The organism is Aerococcus viridans (assembly GCF_002871935.1).
Taxonomy (GTDB): Bacteria; Bacillota; Bacilli; order Lactobacillales; family Aerococcaceae; genus Aerococcus; species Aerococcus viridans_B.
Genome location: NZ_PNHQ01000010.1, coordinates 1 through 21,359, shown reverse-complemented (window position 1 = coordinate 21,359; position 21,359 = coordinate 1). Strand labels below are relative to the sequence as shown.

Below are 21,359 nucleotides of genomic sequence, written 5' to 3'. Positions count from 1 at the left end.
GTTGGGAGAGTAACAAATATGAATATTGGTATAGATAAACTACATTTCTTCACACCACATATCTATGTGGATATGGAAGACCTGGCTGAAGCTAGAGATGTCGAGCCAGCGAAGTTTACAATTGGTTTAGGTCAAACCCAGCAAGCGGTAGCCCCCTTAACCCAAGATCCAGTTTCAATGGCCGCTAACGCGGCTTGGCCAATATTAACAGCAGAAGATAAAGAGGCTATTGATTTTATTATAGTTGGATCAGAATCAGGTGTGGACCAATCAAAAGCAATGGCAGTTCATGTACACCAGCTTTTAGGGATTAACCCATTTGCCCGTGCGATTGAAATGAAAGAGGCATGTTATGCAGCAACTGTAGGTCTTCAAACTGCAGTATCCCATGTCGCTCGTCATCCTGAGTCAAAAGTGTTGGTGATTGCAACTGATATTGCTAGATATGGCTTGAATACTTCAGGAGAATCAACGCAAGGTGCAGGTGCAGTGGCGATGCTAATCTGTAAAGATCCTCGTGTGGCAGTCATCAATGATGATGCGGTTTCTTACACTGGTGATATTTATGATTTTTGGCGACCAAACTATTCCGCTTATGCACAAGTAGATGGGCAGTTTTCTAATGAACAGTATCTTGCTTATCTTGAAACTGTTTGGACGGAATATAAAAAGCGTAGCAACAAAACCTTAGATGATTTTAAAGCTTTGGCATTCCATTTACCATATTCAAAAATGGGGCTAAAAGGCTTGCGCCAATTATTGCCAGAAGTGGATGAAGCTAAACAAGCTAGTCTAACAGACCAATTTGAAGCAAGCCGTGTTTATAATAAACGCGTTGGAAATATATACACGGGTTCCCTATATTTAAGCTTAATTTCCTTATTAGACCAAAGTCAAAATCTTGAAGCCGGAGACGTCATTGGATTGTATTCTTATGGTTCAGGAGCAGTTGGTGAATTCTTCTCCATTACTTTAGTAGAAGGTTATAAAGATATGCTAGCAGTAGATAGCCACGAAGCAATGTTAGATAACCGGGTACAATTATCTGTTGCTGATTATGAATTGATTTTCCAAGAAGAACTGCCGACTGACGGTAGTCAATTAGTGCTAGCTGATGATGAAGAACGATTCCAATTGGCTGGTGTTGAAGATCATAAACGACTATATAAATAAAGAAAATCGTTACCTACAAGAAGTGTGCTTAACTTCAAGTGGGTAACGATTTTTTTATATATTTCGTAATTTTTCTAATAATGCACTAGCAGTCGCCAAGTTTTTATGGTTAGCTTTTTCTAAGGCAGATACTAATTGATTAATTTCTTGATCACCTTGTGCACCGGCTTGGATGGCTAGAGATTTAGCCTGTAATTGCATATGACCAGCTTGGATCCCTTCAGAAACCAGGGCTTTGATTGCTGCAAAATTTTGGGCTAACCCAAGTGATACAGCAATTTCCATCAATGATTTAGCATCTGTTTGGCCAAGGATCGATTTCGTTACTTGAACCGTTGGATGGATACCGATAGACCCGCCTACAGCACCTAAAGCTAAAGGTAGGGTGAGTGTGCCAGTGAGCAATTCACGATCAGCATTGTATGACCACATAGCCAACCCACGATAATGTCCGTCTCTGGTCGCATAGGCATGTATACCCGCCTCAACGGCCCGCCAGTCATTACCAGTAGCTAATACAAAAGCATCTACACCATTCATAATACCTTTGTTGTGGGTTGTTGCCCGGTATACATCCACTTGTGCCAGTTGACTTGCTAAGGCTATTTTTCTAGCCACTTCAGTTCCTTGAACATCTCCCTTATTTAGTAGATGAGCCGGAATCTCACAAGTTGCCGTAGCGGTTGCCTCCAGCGCATAATTTGATAGAATAGCCATCAAACCTTCAAGGCCAGGAATAAAATCCACATGATTTAAGATATAGGTCTTTAAAGCCTCCAACATAGTATTCATCATATTTGCCCCCATGGCTTCTTTTGTATCGATCGTTAGGTATATAACGAAAAAAGAGGCATTATCGGCTGTTGTAGGGTAGTAGTGAGAGCGAATCGATTTTGCACCACCACCACGCTCAACAATAGAAGGGTAGGCATCGTTAGCGACAGCTAGTAGGTTATTAGAAACTTCAGCTACCCATTTTTCAAAATCTAAGGCTTGGCTTTCATGTTCAACACCCGTAAAAGCGATTTGTCCAGTCATCAGACGTTGGTTCACTTGCGCTTTAAAACCACCAGCTTGTTGGACGATTTTCCCACCATTTGATGCAGCGGCAATGACAGATGGCTCCTCAGTAACCATAGGAATTTGGACTTCTCGATTATTAATTAGGAAGTTGAGTCCTAGACCATAAGGAAGTCGGTAGGTAGAGAGGGCGTTTTCAATCATATTATCGGCAATTTCATTCGTTAACCCCTCACCATTCTTTAAAAATGCGCCTTGGTCCTCGGTAATTTGTTGCTGATTGACTAAAATATCGATACGTTCTTGCCGAGACTTTTTATAGTATGCTTGGAATTGGTTTTGAGACATATTTACTCCTTTTTTTAATAAAGAAACGGACCAGTAGTCCTAGCCCGTTTCGCTTGAGAATCATCTATTATGACGCTTTTTGTAGGTAAATGTCATCGTTCATCACATGACCATCAACAATTAACACAAAGGCTTGTCTGAAATCATCAAAATCAATGCGGTTGTCGTGGCCTAAAAATTTTAATGCATTCTCTCTCACGTGAACTTGGCCAATATGGGTCTCCAAGATATCATCATAAGCAGAAAAATCTGTCTCATTCGTCCGTAAAACCAAGTCGATTTCTTGTCCATCAGAAATATGTAAATACTGTGTATCATTTAAACAAATATGTTCAAATTGTGATAATGATTGTAATTGATTGATCGCTTTATCCGAAAAAAATAGCTTCAAATTTCATCCCCCCATAGACCTCTAAATAATAGAATGCATAAATAATTTCCTAAAAATATATCATATTGGTGATATATATACAATAGTGTGGTTTTGATGAACCAGCGCTCAATCTCATTATACAATAAGTCTGAATGATTATGAAATGTTTGCGGTTACCACTTGCTAAAAATACAATATTAGCATATACTATAAGAAATGATATACTTGTATGCACTAGGGGAGCTTTTGCTGAGATGTTTAAAGACAGACCCTCATAACTTGATCCGGTTTATACTGGCGTAAGGAAGTGTTCAATAGCCATTTGTTGGTGAATGATTTAATGCGTTAAATCGTTGAATACATTGAGCGGTCGTGTTTGTCACAATTGTGATAAATGCGATTTTTTATTTACTCTGATACCATTTCAAATCAGTTTTCACTGTGCCTACAAAAGAATGGAGAAGAAGAATGAGATCAGTTAAGTTGAATGAAAATATCGAGGCCGCTATTGCAGCTGTTATTGCTTTTATAGTATCGCTGATACCAATTGAAATTGGGCCAAGTTTTGGGGTCCAAATTTCATTAGCTATTATTTATATTCTAGCATTTAGAAGAGGGCTTCGTGCAGGTTTATTGTCAGGATTCTTGTTAGGCCTGATTAAATTTATTTCTGGATTTGCCAGTATTTTAACGCCAATACAAGGTATTATTGAATATATTTTTGCTTTTGTGTTAGCTGGATTAGCAGGTATTTTTGCCCTAAAAATTCAAGAAGCAGCAAAAAACAACCAAGAAAAAAATCTTTTACTATATGTTGGTTTAGCGACTTTTATAGCCATCTTTTGTGAATATTTTGTTCATTTTCTAGCTGGGGTAGCCTTTTGGGGGCAATTTGCACCAGAGGGCATGAGTCCTTGGGTATATTCAGGTGTGATGAATACGATGTCAGGACTCGCAACCTGGATCGCGTGCTATGTTATTTCTTACCTACTAATCAAAACAAATAAGAAAATTATCCTAGTTGACAAATAAATATAATACAGTAAAGCAGGCTGGTGACATATACAAGCACCAACCTGTTTTTTTGATTTGCTAGAAAATTTGCTAAAGACTTCTGGGAAAAAAGAAAAGATGAATCAGACAAAAAAACCGGTGTGAGATCAATCACACCGGTTTTGGCTAGTATAAGACATTGAAAAAATCTTAGTTTTCAGTATCTTCTACAATTTTGCCTTCTTTTTCATCGATTACTTCTGGTTCAGCAACTTCAGCATCTGGATCTACTTCTTCTGGTTCTTCAACTGGCGCAGAAATCGCTACAATAACTTCTTCAGCATCAGTTACTAACTCAATATCGCTTGCAAGGTTTAACTCACCAGCAGTTACTGAATCACCGATAGCTAAACCTGTAACGTCAACTTCAACTGAATCTGGTGCAGTTGCTGGGTCAGCAATAACGTCTATTTCAAGTGTTGTAGTAGATGCTACACCTTCTTTATCTGCTAAAGCATCTTCGTTGACAACAACGATAGATAATGGCATTTCAAGTTTTTGACCTTTTTTGATTGCTTGTAAAGAAATGTTGTAGATAGTTGGTTTCAACGCAGATTGTGAAATTTCACGTACGTATACTGTACGAGTTTCGCCATCTAACTCTAAATCAAATACTGAGTTAAGACCTAATTCACGACGAATTTGTTCTACATCAGAAACTGACATTGAGATGTTAATCGGATCTAAGTCACTTGCGTATACAACGCCTGGAACTAAATTTTCTTTACGTAATTGTTTAGCTGCTGAAGTACCAGAGCCATCACGTTTTTGAGCTGTAAATTTCATTCAAATACCTCCTGAGTATATACGTTTGTATTGACGTTTCTTACAATTTAAAAAATTAGAAACACATTTTATATTAACATATATGAGTAATAAAATCTATTTCAACCTAAAAACACGCCATTATTTGGATGGATTTTCTAATAGCGTATGATGAGAAAAGGTAGCCTACACTGCCATAAATGGACCTTCTATGGTAAAATGAAGCAAATATAAAGAGTGACAGGTATGGATCAAAAGGGTAAAACGAGTCGCTTAGGAGGAATATGATGCAATTTAAAAGTACACGAAACCAGGAAAATATTGCCACTGCTTCACAAGCTATTGTTCAAGGTTTAGCAACTGATGGTGGGCTTTATGTCCCGACGGAATGGCCAAATATTGACATAAACTGGTCTGAACTAAAGGAAATGACTTATCAGGAATTAGCTTATTTTGTGATGTCTATCTTTTTTGATGATTTCTCAGAAGTTGATTTAAAAGCCTGTATTGATGCTGCGTATGACGAAAAGTTTGATACAGATGTTATCGCACCACTGGCTAAAGTGGGTGAAGATTATTATTTAGAATTATTCCACGGGCCAACAATTGCCTTTAAAGACTTGGCTTTACAAATCTTACCGCATTTAATGAAGAAGTCGGCTGAAATGAATAATAACGATAAAGAAATTGCGATATTGACAGCTACATCAGGAGATACTGGTAAGGCTGCTATGGCCGGTTTCGCAGATGTTCCTGGTACCAAAATCATTGTCTTCTATCCTCAAGGAGGCGTATCAACTATTCAAGAAAAACAAATGATTACTCAAAAAGGAGATAATACATTTGTTGTAGCGATTGAAGGGAACTTTGATGATGCCCAAACTGAAGTGAAACGTCTATTTAATGATGAAACTTTACGCGCTGATTTAGCAGCAAAAAATATCCAATTCTCTTCAGCAAACTCAATGAATATCGGGCGTTTGATTCCTCAAGTTGTTTATTATTTCTATGCCTATGCCCAATTAGTGAAATATGAAGAAATTGAAGCGGGTAGTCCCGTTAATTTTGTGGTACCAACAGGAAACTTTGGAGATATTCTAGCCGGTTACTATGCGAAAAAATTAGGTTTACCAGTGGGTAAATTGGTTTGTGCTTCAAATGATAACACTGTCTTATACGACTTCTTTAATACAGGTGTTTATGATAAAAACCGTGAATTTAAATTGACGATTTCGCCATCAATGGACATCTTAGTTTCAAGTAACTTCGAGCGAATGTTATTCCATGCGCTAGGTGATGATGTGGCACAATTATCTGCCTTAATGAATGACCTAGATGAAAAAGGGCGCTACGAATTTCCAGCTGATGTAAGCGAAAAATTTGCTGATTTCCTTGGTGAATTCGCTGATGAAGCAGAGACTAAAGCAGAAATTGACCGAGTTTACCAAGCATACGACTACTTAATGGACCCACATACCGGGGTAGCTTCAGCAAGTTTACAAAAATTGAAAGCGAAAGATACCTTAAGTGGCCCAAGTGTTGTTGTATCAACCGCTAGCCCATACAAATTCCCGCAAGCTGTTTTAACAGCCATTGGACAAGATGTAGAAAATGCTTCTGATGATGAATTAGTGGCCAACATTAAAACTGCAGGTAATCGCGATTATCCAAAGGCTATCAAGGAAATTCAAACAGCAGAAGTACGTCACAACCGTGTATCTACAGTTGCAGATATGAAAGCGACTGTCGTAGGCATTTTAACGGGAGAGTAGTTCAATAAGAAAGTGGAGGAGATCATGCTTAAAGGATTAAATTTAACAGTCGTTGTCACAGGAGGCATTGCTGCGTATAAAGTACCCGATTTTGTCCGCACCCTCATTAAAGCGGGGGCCAATGTGCGCGTGGCTTTGACACCGTCTGCGAAACAATTTGTTACGCCATTTACCTTTGAAGTGCTCACCAAATATCCACCATTAGTAGAAGACGTTCAAAGTCCAGACACAGTTGCCCATATCGCTTTAGCCGATTGGACTGACTACGCCATCGTTGTGCCAGCAACCGCGAATACAATGGCGAAATTTGTCAACGGTATCGCGGATAATGAAGCACTTTCTATGATGCTGGCGCTTGATTCGCCACTTTTATTTGTGCCAGCAATGAATGAGAAAATGTGGGCCAACCCAGCGACAAAACGTAATGTTGACCAACTTCGTTTAGACGGTCACACGGTAGTTGAACCAGATACCGGTTTCTTAGCAGAGGGCTATGAAGGTAAGGGCCGGATGCCGGCTCCTGAAGCAATATTCCAATCCCTATTGGCCTTTATTACGATCAATAAACAAGCGAAGACACTTGATCTAACGGGATACCGATTACTTGTATCTGCTGGCGGAACAACAGAGAAATTGGATCCCGTCCGCTTCTTGACCAACCGTTCCTCCGGGAAAATGGGATTAGCGATTGCCAATGTCGCTTTGCTTGCTGGCGGCCAAGTAACGTTAGTGCGCACAGAAAATGCTAAAAACTTACCCGTTTTACCTGGCATTGAAGTGGTGACTGTCAAATCGGCTCAAGAATTATATGATAAGATGCATGCCCATGTTACAGACAAGGATATCGTTATCATGTCTGCTGCTGTTTCTGACTACCGGTCAGCTAACCCAGTTAATCAAAAGATGAAGAAGGACCAACTCTCTAACCAAGATGGACTGTCAATTCAATTAACGGAGAATCCTGATATTTTAGCAAGCTTGCCTAAAGCAGGGCATTATATGGTGGGATTTGCTGCGGAAACGCAAAATGTCATTGAGTATGGCCGCAATAAGTTGGTTAAAAAAGGGGTCGATATGATTGTAGCCAATGATGTTTCAGACCAAACAATCGGTTTCAATGCAGATGACAATCAAGTGACTTTAATCACCAAAGATAGTGAGCGCACGCTAGAAAAGCAAAGTAAAATTGGTGTAGCAGTTGAGATGCTAGCACATATTCAAGATAATATTTCAAAAAGTAAAAAATGATGTCAGCATAAAGTGCAGACATCATTTTTTTAATAAAGGTAAATTATTCATCACCTAGTAGGTGTGTGTGCTCATCAAGAGTGAAGGGCGTTTCTTCATTAATATGATCATAGAACATGATACCATTTAAGTGGTCAATCTCATGTTGCAATACGATGGCTGGGTAGCCAGAGAAACGTTTTTTGTAAGCATTACCATCGATATCATTGTAAGTCACAGTGATACGGGCATGGCGAGGGACATAACCTGGTACATCGCGGTCGACAGACAGACAGCCTTCACCTTCGCGCAGACAAACACCTTCAACTGAGTGGCTGACAATGCGCGGATTTAGAAATACACCGCTTAATAACGGTTCTGCATTTTCTGGATCCACCAAATCTGGCACTAGTAATGCTGTCATTTGAATAGATACATCTAATTGAGGGGCAGCCAGGCCAACGCCACCACGTAAACCATATTTTTCGGCTAACACTTCATCTTGGCTATTGCGTAAAAATGTCATCATATCATCAGCTAACTGACGAATGTCATCAGAAACTGGGAAAGTGACTTTCTCAGCTTTCTTACGTAAGGTAGGATGCCCTTCGCGAATAATGTCATCCATAGTAATCATCTGAACAACTCCTTTTCTTCTATCATAACTGATATATTTTCTCATATAAAGACTCTGAATGCAAAAATACGACCCTATGTAAAATCATCCACAAAATAAAACAGAAGTCGAACAGCAACTAGTACAGTTAAAAAACACCACTAAAACAATCGATTTCAAAAAACGTTGAAAATAGCTTAGTGATGGAAAAAGATAAAGAATACTATAAAAATCAAAATGGAAGGGTTTTCTAAAAACGGTTTCTGTATTATAATAGATTTTGTTGCAAAAATTGCAAAAGGATTGAAAAGGCTCGCATGTTTTGATAAGGTTAATCAGTAAGGTAAATAAAATAACACAGATTGACAATAGTTTGTGGCATTTTTATAAAAGAGAGGAATGTGATACAAATGGCTAAATTACCAGTGGATTATGAAGCACAGCTAGATGCTATCAGTGCTCAATTTCAAATGGTTCAAATTTTAGATGAAGATGGAAATGTTGTTAATCCTGACATTATGCCTGATTTATCAGATGAAGAATTAGTTGAGTTAATGAAACGTATGGTTTTCTCACGTACACTTCATGAACGCTCAATGGCGTTGGCAAAACAGGGTCGATTAGGTTTCTACGCACCTACTTTAGGTCAAGAAGCTTCTCAAATGGCAAGTTCTTTTGCATTTACGAAAGATGACTGGTTGTTCCCAGGCTATCGTGATATCCCTCAATTAATCGCTCATGGTTTAAAAATCTCTCAAGGATTCTTATGGTCTCGTGGACATGTTGAAGGTAACAACTATCCAGCTGATCTAAATGCCATGCCACCACAAATCATCATCGGTGCACAATACATTCAAGCGATGGGTTCTGCACGTGCACAAAAATTAAATGGTGACAAAGCTGTAACATTTACATATACAGGTGACGGTGGTTCATCACAAGGTGACGTATATGAAGGTATGAACTATGCCTCACGTTATAAAGTCCCATTAGTATTCTTTATCCAAAACAATGGCTTTGCGATTTCAACTCCTCGTTATAAACAAACTGGTGCTGAAACATTAGCGCAAAAAGCAGTATCTGTAGGTATCCCTGGTGTTCAGGTAGATGGTAACGATGCTTTAGCAGTTTACGCAGTTTCTAAACAAGCACGTGAATGGGCATTAGCTGGTAATGGACCTGTTTTAATTGAAACAGTTACAAACCGTTTAGGTGCTCACTCTACTTCAGGTGATGATCCTAAGATTTACCGTACGCAAGAAGACATCGATAGCTGGACTAAACGTGAACCGTTAATCCGTATGCGTGCATTCTTAGAAGGTAAGGGTCTATGGTCTGAAGAAATCGAAAATGAATACGTAGAACAAGTTCGTGAAGAAATCAAAGAAGCTGCTAAAGAAGCTGACAAGGCACCTAAACAAACGATTACGCAATTCTTAGAAAACATGTTTGAAGTGCCTGGACAAAATATTCAAGAACAAATTGAAGAATATTCAGCAAAGGAGGCTAAATAATTATGGCTAACTTAACAATGATCGAAGCGATCACTGAAGCACTAGACCAAGAAATGGCTCGTGATGAAAAAATATATATCTTTGGTGAAGATGTTGGTAAAAATGGTGGGGTTTTCCGTGCGACTAAAGGTTTATTTGACAAATATGGCGAAGAACGGTTAAGCGATACACCATTATCTGAATCAGCTATCGGTGGTATGGCGATTGGTATGGCATTACATGGCTTCCGTCCAGTAATGGAAATTCAATTCTTTGGTTTCGTCTTCGAAGTATTTGACTCATTAGCTGGTCAAATGAACCGTACGCGTTTCCGTATGGGACAAACGCGTAACCTACCAATTACAATTCGTTCACCATTTGGTGGTGGTGTACATACACCAGAAATGCATGCAGACTCCCTAGAAGGTTTAATGGCACAAACACCTGGATTGAAAGTAGTTATCCCATCAAGCCCATACGATGCAAAAGGTTTATTAACTGCTGCTATCCGTGACAATGACCCTGTACTATTCTTAGAACATATGAAACTTTACCGTTCATTCCGTGAAGAAGTTCCTGAAGAACAATATGAGTTGGAGCTTGGTAAAGCTAATGTAGTTCAAGAAGGTTCTGATGTGACAATCATCGCTTATGGATACATGGTTCGTGAAGCAATTAAAGCTGCTGAAGAATTAGGTAAGAATGGCGTATCTGCTGAAATCGTTGACTTACGTACAGTTTCTCCACTCGATATGGAAACTATTACAAAATCAGTTGAAAAAACTGGTCGCGTAGTGATTGTACAAGAAGCACAACGTCAAGCAGGTGTAGCGGATAAAGTGGCTTCAGAAATTTCTCAACGAAGCATTTTATCTCTAGAAGAACCTATTAGAGTTGTAGCTGCGCCTGATACAGTTTACCCATTCGGTATGGCTGAAAATGCTTGGTTACCAAATGCGACTGATATTGTAGCGGCGACTAACGAAATTACAGGTAAATAATCGATTAAAATAAGCTGGTAAAGAGTAAGGAGTATCTTACTCTTTGCCCCTTTATAACTTGTTTAAATAAAACTTTAAGCGCAAATTAGAAGGGATGAATAACAAATATGGCCTTTGTATTTAATTTACCAGATGTCGGCGAAGGGATGGCGGAAGGCGAAATCGTTTCATGGCTAGTAGCTGTAGGCGACCAAGTAAATGAAGAAGATCCAATCGTTGAAATCCAAAATGATAAATCAGTTGAAGAAATTTACTCACCAGTTTCAGGTAAAGTAACTGAATTACATTACAGTGAAGGTGATGTTGCCACTGTAGGTACACCATTAATCACTTTTGAAGGTGAAGGATTAGAAGACAATGCGGCATCAGCAGCACCAGCAGCAGAAGCTGCAGCACCTCAAGAGGAAGCATCAGCTGCACCTGCAACAGGTGGTGGCGTATACCAATTCACATTACCAGACGTAGGTGAAGGTATGGCTGAAGGTGAAATCGTTTCTTGGTTAGTTGCTGAAGGCGACGAAGTCAATGAAGAAGATTCATTAGTAGAAATTCAAAATGATAAATCTGTTGAAGAAGTTGCATCTCCTGTAACTGGTAAGATTGTACGTATCTTAGTTGAAGCTGGAACGGTTGCCAATGTTGGTGACGTATTAGCTGAAATTGATGCACCAGGTCACAACCAAGAAGCATCTGCACCAACTTCTACACCAGCATCACCAGCACAAGAAGCAAAAGCATCAGACCCTGCAGCAGATGTAAATACAAACTCATCAGCAGGCAATGTACCAGTAGCATCAGACCCTAATAAACGTGTCTTAGCAATGCCATCTGTACGCCAATTTGCTCGCGAGCAAGGTGTTGATATTACAGCAGTTACAGGTACTGGTAAAAACGGTCGTGTGTTACGCGAAGACGTTGCGAACTTTGATAGTTCACAAGCAGCATCACCAGCTACTGAAACAGCACAAGAAACAGCACAAACTGCTGATAAACCAGCTAAGAAAGCACCAGCAGCAGTTGCTGATAATTCAGACCGCGTAGAACGTATCAAGATGACACCAATGCGTAAAGCAATCGCTAAAGCAATGGATACTGCTAACCATACAGCGCCATCTGTTACATTATTCAAAGATGTTGAAGTTTCTAAATTATGGGATCACCGTAAGAAGTTCAAGGACGTTGCAGCTGAACGCGGTACTAAATTAACCTTCTTACCATATGCAGTGAAAGCATTAATTGCAGCAGTTAAGAAATATCCACAATTAAACGCGTCAATTGACGATGAAAACCAAGAGTTTGTACATAAATATTACTACAACATTGGTATTGCAACAGATACAGATGCAGGTCTTTACGTACCAAACATCAAGAACGCAGATACTCGTTCAATGTTCGATATCGCTGATATCATTAACGAAAATGCTGCAAAAGCACATGCTGGCGAACTTAAAGGACCAGATATGGCTGACGGAACAGTTTCCATCTCTAACATCGGTTCTGTTGGTGGGGAATTCTTTACACCAATCTTAAACTACCCAGAAACAGCAATCTTAGGTTTCGGTGCAATTAAACCTGAACCAGTAGTCAATGCTGACGGTGAAGTTGTTGCCGGTCGTGTATTGAAGTTATCATTAACATTTGACCACCGTATCGTTGATGGTGCAACTGGTCAACAAGCGCTTAATGAAATCGCTCGTTTAATGGCTGACCCTGAATTATTATTAATGGAAGGATGATTTTAGAATGGTAGTAGGCGCATTCGCAATTGAATTAGATACAGTTGTAATTGGTTCTGGACCTGGTGGCTATGTAGCTGCCATCCGTGCCGCACAAATGGGTCAAAAAGTAGCTATCATTGAACGTGAGTTCATTGGTGGTGTTTGCTTAAACGTTGGATGTATTCCATCTAAAGCCTTGATCCAAGCAGGTCATGCTTACCATAATGCTAAAGGTGGCGATGCTGTCTTTGGTGTAACTTCTAGTGACGTTAAGTTAGACTTCAAAAAAACACAAGACTGGAAGAACAATACTGTGGTGAATACTTTAACTTCTGGTGTTGAAATGTTACTTAAGAAGAATAAAGTTGAAATCATCCGTGGTGAAGCGTACTTCAACAACGAAAATGAATTGACTGTAATGGGTGCAGATGACTCTCATCAATTATACTCATTCAACAATGCTATCGTTGCAACTGGATCTACACCAATTGAAATCCCAGGATTCAAATTTGGTGGCCGCGTAGTAGATTCAACTGGTGCTTTAAACTTTGAAGAAGTACCTGAAAGCTTAGTTGTTATCGGTGGAGGAGTTATCGGATCTGAATTAGGTATGGCATACGCTAACCTAGGTTCTAAGGTAACTATCTTAGAAGGCTCTCCACAATTATTACCAACATTTGAAAAAGATATGGTAAAAGTTGTAGAGAAAGAAATGAAAAACATCGGTATCGAAACAGCAGTTAACGCTATGGCTAAAGAAGCTGTAGACAATGGTGATTCAGTAACGGTTAAATACGAAGTGAAAGGTGAAGCAAAAGAAATCACTGCTGACTACGTATTAGTATCTGTAGGTCGCCGTGCCAATACAGAAGACTTAGGTTTAGAAGCTGTAGGTGTTGAATTAACAGATCGTGGTTTAGTAAAAGTTGACAACCAAGGTCGCACTTCAGTGAAAAACTTCTTTGCAATTGGTGATATTACGCCAGGCGCTGCATTAGCACATAAAGCATCTTATGAAGGTAAGATTGCAGCAGAAGCAATCTCTGGTAAACCAGCAGCTATTGACTACAAAGTAATGCCATCTGTAGCTTACACTACGCCTGAATTAGCATCTTACGGTTTAACTGAAAAAGAAGCAAAAGAGCAAGGTTTAGATGTAAAAACTGTGAAATTCCCATTAGCTGGTAATGGTCGTGCATTATCATTAAATGCTGGTCAAGGTTTCATTCGTTTAGTAGCTACTAAAGAAGATGATGTATTAGTCGGTGCACAAATGGTTGGTGTTTCAGCATCAGACGTGATGGCTGAAGTTGGATTAGCCATCGAAGCTGGCATGAACGCAGAAGATATCGCTTTAACAATTCATGGTCACCCTACATTATCAGAAGCTGTAATGGATGCAGCTGAAGGATTATTGGGTCTGCCAATTCACATGTAATCCCTGTCAATATGTTACAAATTGAATATTCAGACGAGAAAACCCCGTGTAAGGTTTAACTTACGCGGGGTTATTTTTATATTCAATAACATTGCAGCATATCAAGATACTCTTGATGTCGCATGAGGAAATAAATTAGGAGCCTTACATTGTGATCTTGCAAAATTTGTGTTTTAATAGACTCGAAAGCAGTTTCAGTCAATTGATTGGTCAATTCAAGCATATCCATGCAATGAATAAAAGCGCTTTCTTATATATAATAGGATTATGAAGTGAAGGAGTGCACAAATGACAGTAGGAATCGGTTATGAAATTCAGGAAGGGAGAAACCAACTTGCCTTTCACACACATGCTACATTTGAATTGTATATGCTGTTGGAAGGAGAATGTACCTTCCAAATCGGTGATCAATTTTTAGAGTTGCAGCCAGATGACATTGTACTGATAGATGGGATGACGCTTCATAAAGCCTTTGTTAGTGATGAGAGTGGGCCATATAAGCGGACAGTTGTTCATTTCGATAGAGCGGATATTGAACCTGTTTTAACTAGTCTAAATCAAGAAGCAATCCTAGATATGTTTTCTAAAGAGCAAGGTTATATGTATCGATTGGAAAGTGTGGCAGATAGACAACGGGTTAAAAGCTATTTAGCTGACCTAGACCGTATTTCAAAACGAGATGACAAAACTTTTGTGCAAAGCCAATCACTTTTGCTTTTGACTCAAATACTGATGGAAATTGACTCTAGCAATCTTGAAACAGCTAAAATTGAAAGTCAAAGGGACATTAAAATTACCCATGCTGAATCGATTGCTCGGTATATGACCTTGCATTTTAAAGACAAGATCGATATTGCGACGATTGCTAAGGAAACAAATCTTAGTCCGTCTTATCTATCGCATGTTTTTAAAGAAGTTACAGGTATGACGGTTATGACATTTTTAATGTCTTATCGTTTATCGCAAGCCATGTTTTCATTACGTTTGCGTAGGGATCTACAGATTAATGAAATTGCGAAAGATGCTGGTTTTGAATCAAATGCCCATTTTTCACGCTTTTTCAAGAAACATGTAGGAAAGACACCTGCTCAATATCGGAAGTCATTTCATACGTCAGATGCATCAAGTCAGTTGGATCAATACCTATAAATTTGAATATAAATGTAAACGCTACCTTTTTAAAGGGGCAAAGGAGGATAATTTTTTATGGCAACAGAAAACAAAATTCGTTTTGGTATCATCGGATTTGGTAATCAAGGATCTATGTATGCAAAATTTATTACTGATGGCATGGTGCCAAGTATGGCATTTGTCGCGTTAGCAGATATTGACCCTGCAAAACGTGAAAAAGTGGCCGAATTATATCCAAATGTACAATTGTTTGATGACTATCAAGCGATGATTGATTCTGGACAAGTAGACGCAGTTGTGACAACTGTGCCTCATTACTTACACCCTGAAATGGCAACATATGCCTTATCTAAAGGTATTCATGTATTAAATGAAAAACCTGCCGGTGTTTACACAAAGCATGTAAAAGAGTTGAATGAATATGCTAAAACAGTGGATGCTACTTATGCAATTATGTTTAACCAACGTAACAATCCCCTATATCAAAAATTGAAAACAATTTTAGATAATCAAGAAATTGGAGATATTCGTCGTGTTAACTGGATTATTACGACTTGGTGGCGTCCACAAGCCTACTATGACCAATCTGAATGGCGTGCTACATGGGGTGGTGAAGGCGGTGGTGTCCTAGTTAATCAAGCGCCACACCAACTTGACTTAATCCAATGGTTAACAGGTGTACCAGAAGCGGTGACTTCTCGTGTGCAATACGGTTACCAACGTGATATTGCCGTTGAAGATCAAGTACATGCCATTTTTGAATATGAAAATGGGGCTACTGGCGTATTCGTCACATCTACAAATGAAATCATCGGTTCAGACAGGTTAGAAATTGTTGGTGACAAAGGGATGATTGTGGTTGATAAATCAGCTACTGCAACAGTTTACCGGTTGAAAGAGTCTGAAACGGCGATTAATCAAAATATGGATGTTGATGGTGTCGTCAAATTAATGACTGGTCAATTACCATTTGAAACATTATATGATGTTGAAGTCATTGAAGAAGAAAACGTTTGGGGTCAACAACACTCAGGTGTTCTTGAAAACTTCGCGCAACATATCTTAAACGGCACACCCTTAATTGCAGATGGTCAAGAAGGAATCAATGGGGTACGCTTAGCTAATGCTATCCATTTATCAAGCTGGACTGGTGAAAAAGTATCCATACCAGAATTTGATGATGACCAATACTTAGCATTGCTAAATGAACGAATTGCTGAAGAAGGCAAATTCGAAACCCGCTCATAAGATAGAAGGGACTGTATTTCATGTTAAGAGTAGCTGTAATAGGGTTGGGGACGGTATCTATCGTCCATTTACGCGGGATTATCCAATCAGACATGGCTGAATTAGTAGCGGTTTGTGATATTGATCCTAGTAAGTCAACCATCGCGGGAGATACCCCTTTTTATACGGATTATCAAGAGATGTTGGACCATGAAGAACTGGATGTCGTACATGTCTGCTTACCGCATTACTTACACGATACAGTGACCCTAGAAGTAGCCAAAAGAGGCATCCATGTCCTATGTGAGAAACCCGTGACAGTGAATTATCAACGGTCACAGGCCTTAGTAGATGACTTAAAAGCATTAAATAATGGTGCTAAGGTAGCTATTTGCTTTCAAAATCGATTAAATGCCTCAGTCATTGAGTTGAAACGTATCCTTCAAGAGGAGGATACGACAGATATTGTAGCGGTTAAAGGGTTGGTTGCCTGGTACCGAGGAGAAGAATACTATGAGGAGAAACCTTGGCGAGGAACGATTGAAGAGGCTGGCTCTGGGACAATCATCAACCAGTCAATTCATACACTCGACCTGCTCCACTATGTCATTGATGATCAGTGGGTTGATGTACGGGCTTCAGTCCATAATATTTTAGATTATGATATTGAAGTTGAAGATTCAGCCAATGCCAATTTTACCTTCGAAAAAGGGGCACACGGCCTTTTCTATGCGACCAATGCTTACTATGGTAACGATTCAGTTGAGTTGCAGGTTGTGACCAAACAGTCTCGTTATACCATAAAGGACAATAAGTTGTTTAACGATGAATGGAAATGTCTAGCAGAAGATGCTAAACTGCCTGATTCAAAAATCTACTATGGTCCCGGCCATCAAGATTGTATGGAACAGTTCTATAAAGCAGTTAACGAAGATACAAACGATTATTGTTCAGTAGCGGATGCACTGCCAACAATGGAAATGATTGACGCTATGAAACGTTCAAGTAAAGAAAATAAACGAATTTATAAGGAGGCCTTCTTAAATGGTTAAATTAGGTGTACAAGGGATGACAGTAAAAGATGCATTCAACGAAAATGCATATGACACAATGAAACGTCTAGCAGGAATTGGCTATAAATCAGTAGAGATTTCACAAATTGAAACCAGTCCAGAAAATATTCAAGCATTGGTGCAAGCTTGCCAAGACTTTGACATGGAAATTGCCTCAATGTCAGCTTCATTAGAACCACAAACAGAGGGTGGAGAAAGTTTAACAACCGACTACGATAAGATTGTTGCTGACTGTAAGGCAGTTGATACCGACTTATTACGTATTGGTATGTTGCCATTAAACTACATGTCATCTCTAGAAAAGGTGAAAGAATTCAGTGCCAAAGCGAATGAATATGCAAAACGTTTAAAAGCAGATGGCATCAAATTGTACTACCATAACCACCATATTGAATTCGTGAAATATGATGGCAAATATTTACTAGACATCATTGCTGAAGAAGCACCAGAACTAGGTTTCGAACTAGATATTCATTGGGTACAACGTGGTGGTGGTAACCCAGTCGACATTTTAAACCAATACAAAGGTCGTGTAGACTTAGTACACTTAAAAGACTACCGCGTAAACCCAATCCCAGAATCCGCCATCGAAGGATTATTCAAAGGCGAAATGGATGAATTCAGTAAATACTTCTACAACAACGTAGAATTTGCAGAACTAGGCCAAGGTTCATTAGATTTACCAACGATCATTCAAGCAGCTATTGATGCCGGCGCTCGTTACTTATTAGTTGAGCAAGACGATACTTACGGCCGTGACCCATTTGATTCATTAACTGATTCCTATAAGTGGTTGGTAGACAATAACTATAATGATTTATTCTAATCATTAGAAAAAGCCTTGCAAACTTCAAGCAAACAAACATTTTAAGGAGTGAGTAACTTGGTAAATCAAGACGGTATGAATTACGCGCCGAAAGGTAAAGTGAATTTAGTAGTTGAACCCGGTGAATTTAATGTGGGGGTAACTGCTTTAGATCACGGCCACATTAATGGTATGTCAAATGGTTTAATCGAAGCTGGTGCCACAATTAAATATGTATATGACGCTGATCCAGAAAAAGTAGCGGCTTATGTTGAACAATTCCCTGAGGTTGAGGTTGCTGAATCCCTGGACGAAATTCTATCTGATGAATCCATTCATATGGTTGCAGCAGCAGCAGTACCCAACTTACGGTCAGCATTAGGCAATAAAGTCATGAAATCTGGTAAAGATTACTTTACAGATAAAACAGGTTTTACTTCCTTAGCACAATTAGAAGAAACGAAAAAAGTTGTCGCTGAAACAGGTCGTCGCTATTTCGTGTACTTCTCAGAACGTATTCACGTTGAAGCAGCTATTTTAGCTGGCCAATTAATTGAAGAAGGTAAAATTGGTCGTGTTATTCAAGTAACAGGTTTTGGTCCACACCGCTTAGATAAGGATGCTCGTCCAGATTGGTTCTTCAATAAAGAGCAATACGGTGGGATTTTAACAGATATTGGGTCGCACCAAATCGAACAATTCCTATACTATACGGGGAATACGGATGCTAGAGTTGTTGCTTCAAAAGTAGCAAATTACAATAACCCAGACAAACCTGAGTTAGAGGATTATGGTGATGCCACTTTAATTGGTGAGAATGGGGCGACTTTCTTCTTTAAAGTCGATTGGTTTACACCAGATGGTTTAGGTACATGGGGTGATGGTCGTACCTTTATTACGGGTACTGAAGGCACAATTGAACTACGCAAATATATTGATGTTGCTGAATCAGACGAAAAAGACCATGTTTTCTTAGTCAATAAAGATGGCGAAGCGCATTACCAAGTCACTGGCCAAGTAGGCTTCCCATTCTTTGGCCAAATCATCTTAGACTCACTAAATGGGACAGAAACGGCGATGACACAAGAGCATATCTTTAAAGCGCAAGAACTATGCTTATTAGCCCAAGAACAAGCAGAAGTCATTGAATTAGAAAAATAAAACGCCATTTAAAAGGGAGCTGTGAAGTCAATTTCATAGCTCCTTTTATATGTGTCATATTTTTTAGAACAAAAAGAGGCTGGGATATTTTTGTCCTAGCCTCTTTTTCTGGTGCGCCCGGCATGGGCGCTAACTTGGTGGTGAAAGTCCACTACAGGCCTGGCAGTAGGAACTGTTAGCTAATGGCAAGGGTGTCCATCGCGAGGTGGAATCTGAAGGAAGCCGGAGGCAAACACTCGCACTGACGAACAGAAATTTCATATGAAGGCTGAATTAGGATGGATGAGCTTGCCAAACAAAGTGAAGTCCGATACTGCACAAGTCCTATACAGTAAATGAGGCAGTGACATGAGTGGAAAGTTAGCGCTCTTACCCGGGGAGATCTCACTAGCGCTTAGTAGTAACAACGAATAGTGAGAAGTCAGCAGAGGTCATAGTAGTGACAATGTCACGAAGGACTGAACAATATTTTATACAAATTATAGATTGGAGGTTAAGGTTTACGAATATGACAGAAAACAACCATAGGTTGGCAAGTGACTGACGAGATAGGTGGAACTGAAGTAGTCAGTCAATGTGTCTAGTAAACTTTAGGTGAAATGAAAGAAATGTATCGTAAGCAACCATCACTGATGGAAAAAGTTGTTGATAAACGAAATATTGCCGATGCCATTAAAGCTGTCAAACATAACAAAGGCGCAGCTGGCATCGACAATATGAGTGTCGCAGAGATTGAAGAACATATATATAAATACTATGTACCGTTAAGAAGTAAGCTTCTCGATGGCACATACAAACCACAACCAGTGAAAAGAGTTGAGATACCAAAACCCAATGGGCAGGTTCGTAAACTTGGTATACCAGTTGTGAGAGACCGTGTGATTCAACAAGCTATACGACAAGTAATCGAGCCACTTATAGACCCACATTTCATGGAAAATAGTCATGGTTTCCGTCCTGGAAAGGGTACGCACAGTGCCTTAAAACAGTGTGTGAAATACTATGAAGAAGGCTATAAATTTGTGGTCGACTGTGATTTAAAAGAGTGTTTTGACAAACTAAATCACGATAAGCTTATACACTACCTAGAACAATTCATCCAAGATAAAATGATTATTAAAATCATTCGCAAGTTCTTATTAGCAGGTGTTATAGACCTGTCTGGCGAATTCGTAGAAAGTAAAACAGGCGCACCTCAAGGAGGGGTACTTTCTCCCCTACTGAGTAATATTTACTTACATGAATTGGACAAAGAATTGTCGAGACGTGGACATCGATTCGTGAGATACGCAGATGACTTCGTCATCTATATCAAATCAAAACGAGCCGGAGAACGTGTATTAGAAAGTATCACTAAGTTTATCGAAAAGGATTTAAAACTCATTGTGAACACAGCAAAGAGTCAAGTAGGGTCGCCAACCCATTTAAAGTTCTTGAGCTGTCTGATTCATACAATGAATGGCCAATGTCGTTTTATCCCTACCAAGCAGGCAAAGCAGAAATTCAAACGTACTTTGAAACGATTGACTAGCCGCAAAAGACCTGGTACGTTCAAAGAAATTATACAACAAATCAATCGAGTTACACGAGGCTGGATTAACTATTTTGGACTGGGATTCATAAAAACCTTCATCCAAAGGATAGAACAATGGCTACATCGCAGAATTAGACAGCTTATTCTTAAACGTTGGAAACGACCAAAGACAATCATTAGAAAATTAATGTCCTATGGACTTGATACTGATTCTGCCAAACGCATTGCATATTCACGCAAGAAGTACTGGCGATTGTCAATAAATCTACAATTACACGTGGCATTTTCAACAAAAAGACTCTACCATTGGGGCTTAGTGCCTTTAAACCAATTAGTAGAGTCTGCTTACGCAAAATATTGAACCGCCGTGTACGGAACCGTACGCACGGTGGTGTGAGAGGTCGGAATCGAAAGATTCCTCCTACTCGATT

Annotated in this window: 18 protein-coding genes and 1 riboswitch; of the genes, 14 read left to right on the top strand and 4 right to left on the bottom strand. The window is 39.3% G+C overall.

The features are described 5' to 3' along the window. Positions 1-18 precede the first annotated feature (18 nt). On the top strand, positions 19-1,173 hold the full coding sequence (locus tag CJ191_RS05130) for a hydroxymethylglutaryl-CoA synthase (RefSeq protein ID WP_102199179.1): 1,155 nt from the start codon (positions 19-21) through the stop codon (positions 1,171-1,173). A 54-nt stretch (positions 1,174-1,227) separates the two neighbouring features. Here CJ191_RS05130 and CJ191_RS05125 read toward each other — a convergent pair whose 3' ends face one another. Together CJ191_RS05125 and CJ191_RS05120 are read right to left on the bottom strand one after the other, a co-directional pair. Beyond that, on the bottom strand, positions 1,228-2,541 hold the full coding sequence (locus tag CJ191_RS05125) for a hydroxymethylglutaryl-CoA reductase, degradative (RefSeq protein WP_102199178.1): 1,314 nt from the start codon (positions 2,539-2,541) through the stop codon (positions 1,228-1,230). A 67-nt stretch (positions 2,542-2,608) separates the two neighbouring features. Continuing rightward, entirely contained in the window at positions 2,609-2,932 is a 324-nt protein-coding gene (locus tag CJ191_RS05120) for an iron-sulfur cluster biosynthesis family protein (RefSeq protein WP_070467625.1), read from the bottom strand. Between the two features lie 208 nt (positions 2,933-3,140). Then, positions 3,141-3,237: riboswitch (TPP riboswitch) on the top strand. Positions 3,238-3,382: 145 nt separating this feature from the next. Here CJ191_RS05120 and thiT point away from each other — a divergent pair. Beyond that, positions 3,383-3,946: an energy-coupled thiamine transporter ThiT gene (gene thiT / locus CJ191_RS05115; protein WP_070467627.1), complete on the top strand. Its 564-nt coding sequence runs from the start codon at positions 3,383-3,385 to the stop codon at positions 3,944-3,946. A gap of 171 nt (positions 3,947-4,117) precedes the next feature. Here thiT and CJ191_RS05110 read toward each other — a convergent pair whose 3' ends face one another. Then, on the bottom strand, positions 4,118-4,753 hold the full coding sequence (locus CJ191_RS05110; RefSeq protein WP_070467629.1) for a 50S ribosomal protein L25: 636 nt from the start codon (positions 4,751-4,753) through the stop codon (positions 4,118-4,120). 266 nt (positions 4,754-5,019) lie between these two features. Here CJ191_RS05110 and thrC point away from each other — a divergent pair, with 266 nt between their 5' ends. Then, positions 5,020-6,504, top strand: coding sequence for a threonine synthase (gene thrC, locus CJ191_RS05105; RefSeq protein ID WP_070467631.1), 1,485 nt, complete (start codon positions 5,020-5,022; stop codon positions 6,502-6,504). Positions 6,505-6,528: 24 nt separating this feature from the next. Then, complete coding sequence (gene coaBC, locus CJ191_RS05100; protein ID WP_102199177.1) at positions 6,529-7,752, top strand: bifunctional phosphopantothenoylcysteine decarboxylase/phosphopantothenate--cysteine ligase CoaBC; 1,224 nt, start codon at positions 6,529-6,531, stop codon at positions 7,750-7,752. 43 nt (positions 7,753-7,795) lie between these two features. On the opposite strand, the gene def is transcribed toward coaBC, so the two are convergent. Then, positions 7,796-8,368 (bottom strand): peptide deformylase, encoded by a 573-nt coding sequence (def, locus tag CJ191_RS05095; RefSeq protein ID WP_102199176.1) that lies wholly within the window; start codon positions 8,366-8,368, stop codon positions 7,796-7,798. A 383-nt stretch (positions 8,369-8,751) separates the two neighbouring features. Between def and pdhA the strand changes: the two genes are divergently transcribed. The 10 genes from pdhA to ltrA all read left to right on the top strand — a co-directional run bounded on the left by pdhA (position 8,752) and on the right by ltrA (position 21,289). Beyond that, positions 8,752-9,861, top strand: coding sequence for a pyruvate dehydrogenase (acetyl-transferring) E1 component subunit alpha (gene pdhA / locus CJ191_RS05090; RefSeq protein ID WP_102199208.1), 1,110 nt, complete (start codon positions 8,752-8,754; stop codon positions 9,859-9,861). Positions 9,862-9,863: 2 nt separating this feature from the next. Next, complete coding sequence (locus tag CJ191_RS05085) at positions 9,864-10,841, top strand: alpha-ketoacid dehydrogenase subunit beta (RefSeq protein ID WP_070467638.1); 978 nt, start codon at positions 9,864-9,866, stop codon at positions 10,839-10,841. A gap of 107 nt (positions 10,842-10,948) precedes the next feature. After that, on the top strand, positions 10,949-12,577 hold the full coding sequence (locus CJ191_RS05080) for a 2-oxo acid dehydrogenase subunit E2 (RefSeq protein WP_102199175.1): 1,629 nt from the start codon (positions 10,949-10,951) through the stop codon (positions 12,575-12,577). A gap of 7 nt (positions 12,578-12,584) precedes the next feature. Next, positions 12,585-13,997: a dihydrolipoyl dehydrogenase gene (lpdA, locus tag CJ191_RS05075; RefSeq protein WP_070467641.1), complete on the top strand. Its 1,413-nt coding sequence runs from the start codon at positions 12,585-12,587 to the stop codon at positions 13,995-13,997. Between the two features lie 288 nt (positions 13,998-14,285). Beyond that, positions 14,286-15,146, top strand: coding sequence for an AraC family transcriptional regulator (locus CJ191_RS05070; protein ID WP_070467643.1), 861 nt, complete (start codon positions 14,286-14,288; stop codon positions 15,144-15,146). 57 nt (positions 15,147-15,203) lie between these two features. After that, entirely contained in the window at positions 15,204-16,376 is a 1,173-nt protein-coding gene (locus CJ191_RS05065) for a Gfo/Idh/MocA family protein (RefSeq protein ID WP_102199174.1), read from the top strand. A gap of 20 nt (positions 16,377-16,396) precedes the next feature. Next, entirely contained in the window at positions 16,397-17,407 is a 1,011-nt protein-coding gene (locus CJ191_RS05060) for a Gfo/Idh/MocA family protein (RefSeq protein WP_070467646.1), read from the top strand. After that, complete coding sequence (locus CJ191_RS05055) at positions 17,400-18,254, top strand: sugar phosphate isomerase/epimerase family protein (protein WP_070467648.1); 855 nt, start codon at positions 17,400-17,402, stop codon at positions 18,252-18,254. The genes CJ191_RS05060 and CJ191_RS05055 overlap by 8 nt, the downstream gene beginning before the upstream one ends. A gap of 57 nt (positions 18,255-18,311) precedes the next feature. Then, positions 18,312-19,394, top strand: a complete 1,083-nt coding sequence (locus CJ191_RS05050; protein WP_219721556.1) for a Gfo/Idh/MocA family protein — start codon at positions 18,312-18,314, stop codon at positions 19,392-19,394. 599 nt (positions 19,395-19,993) lie between these two features. Then, positions 19,994-21,289, top strand: coding sequence for a group II intron reverse transcriptase/maturase (gene ltrA, locus CJ191_RS05045; RefSeq protein WP_257994127.1), 1,296 nt, complete (start codon positions 19,994-19,996; stop codon positions 21,287-21,289). The last annotated feature ends 70 nt before the right edge of the window (positions 21,290-21,359 follow it).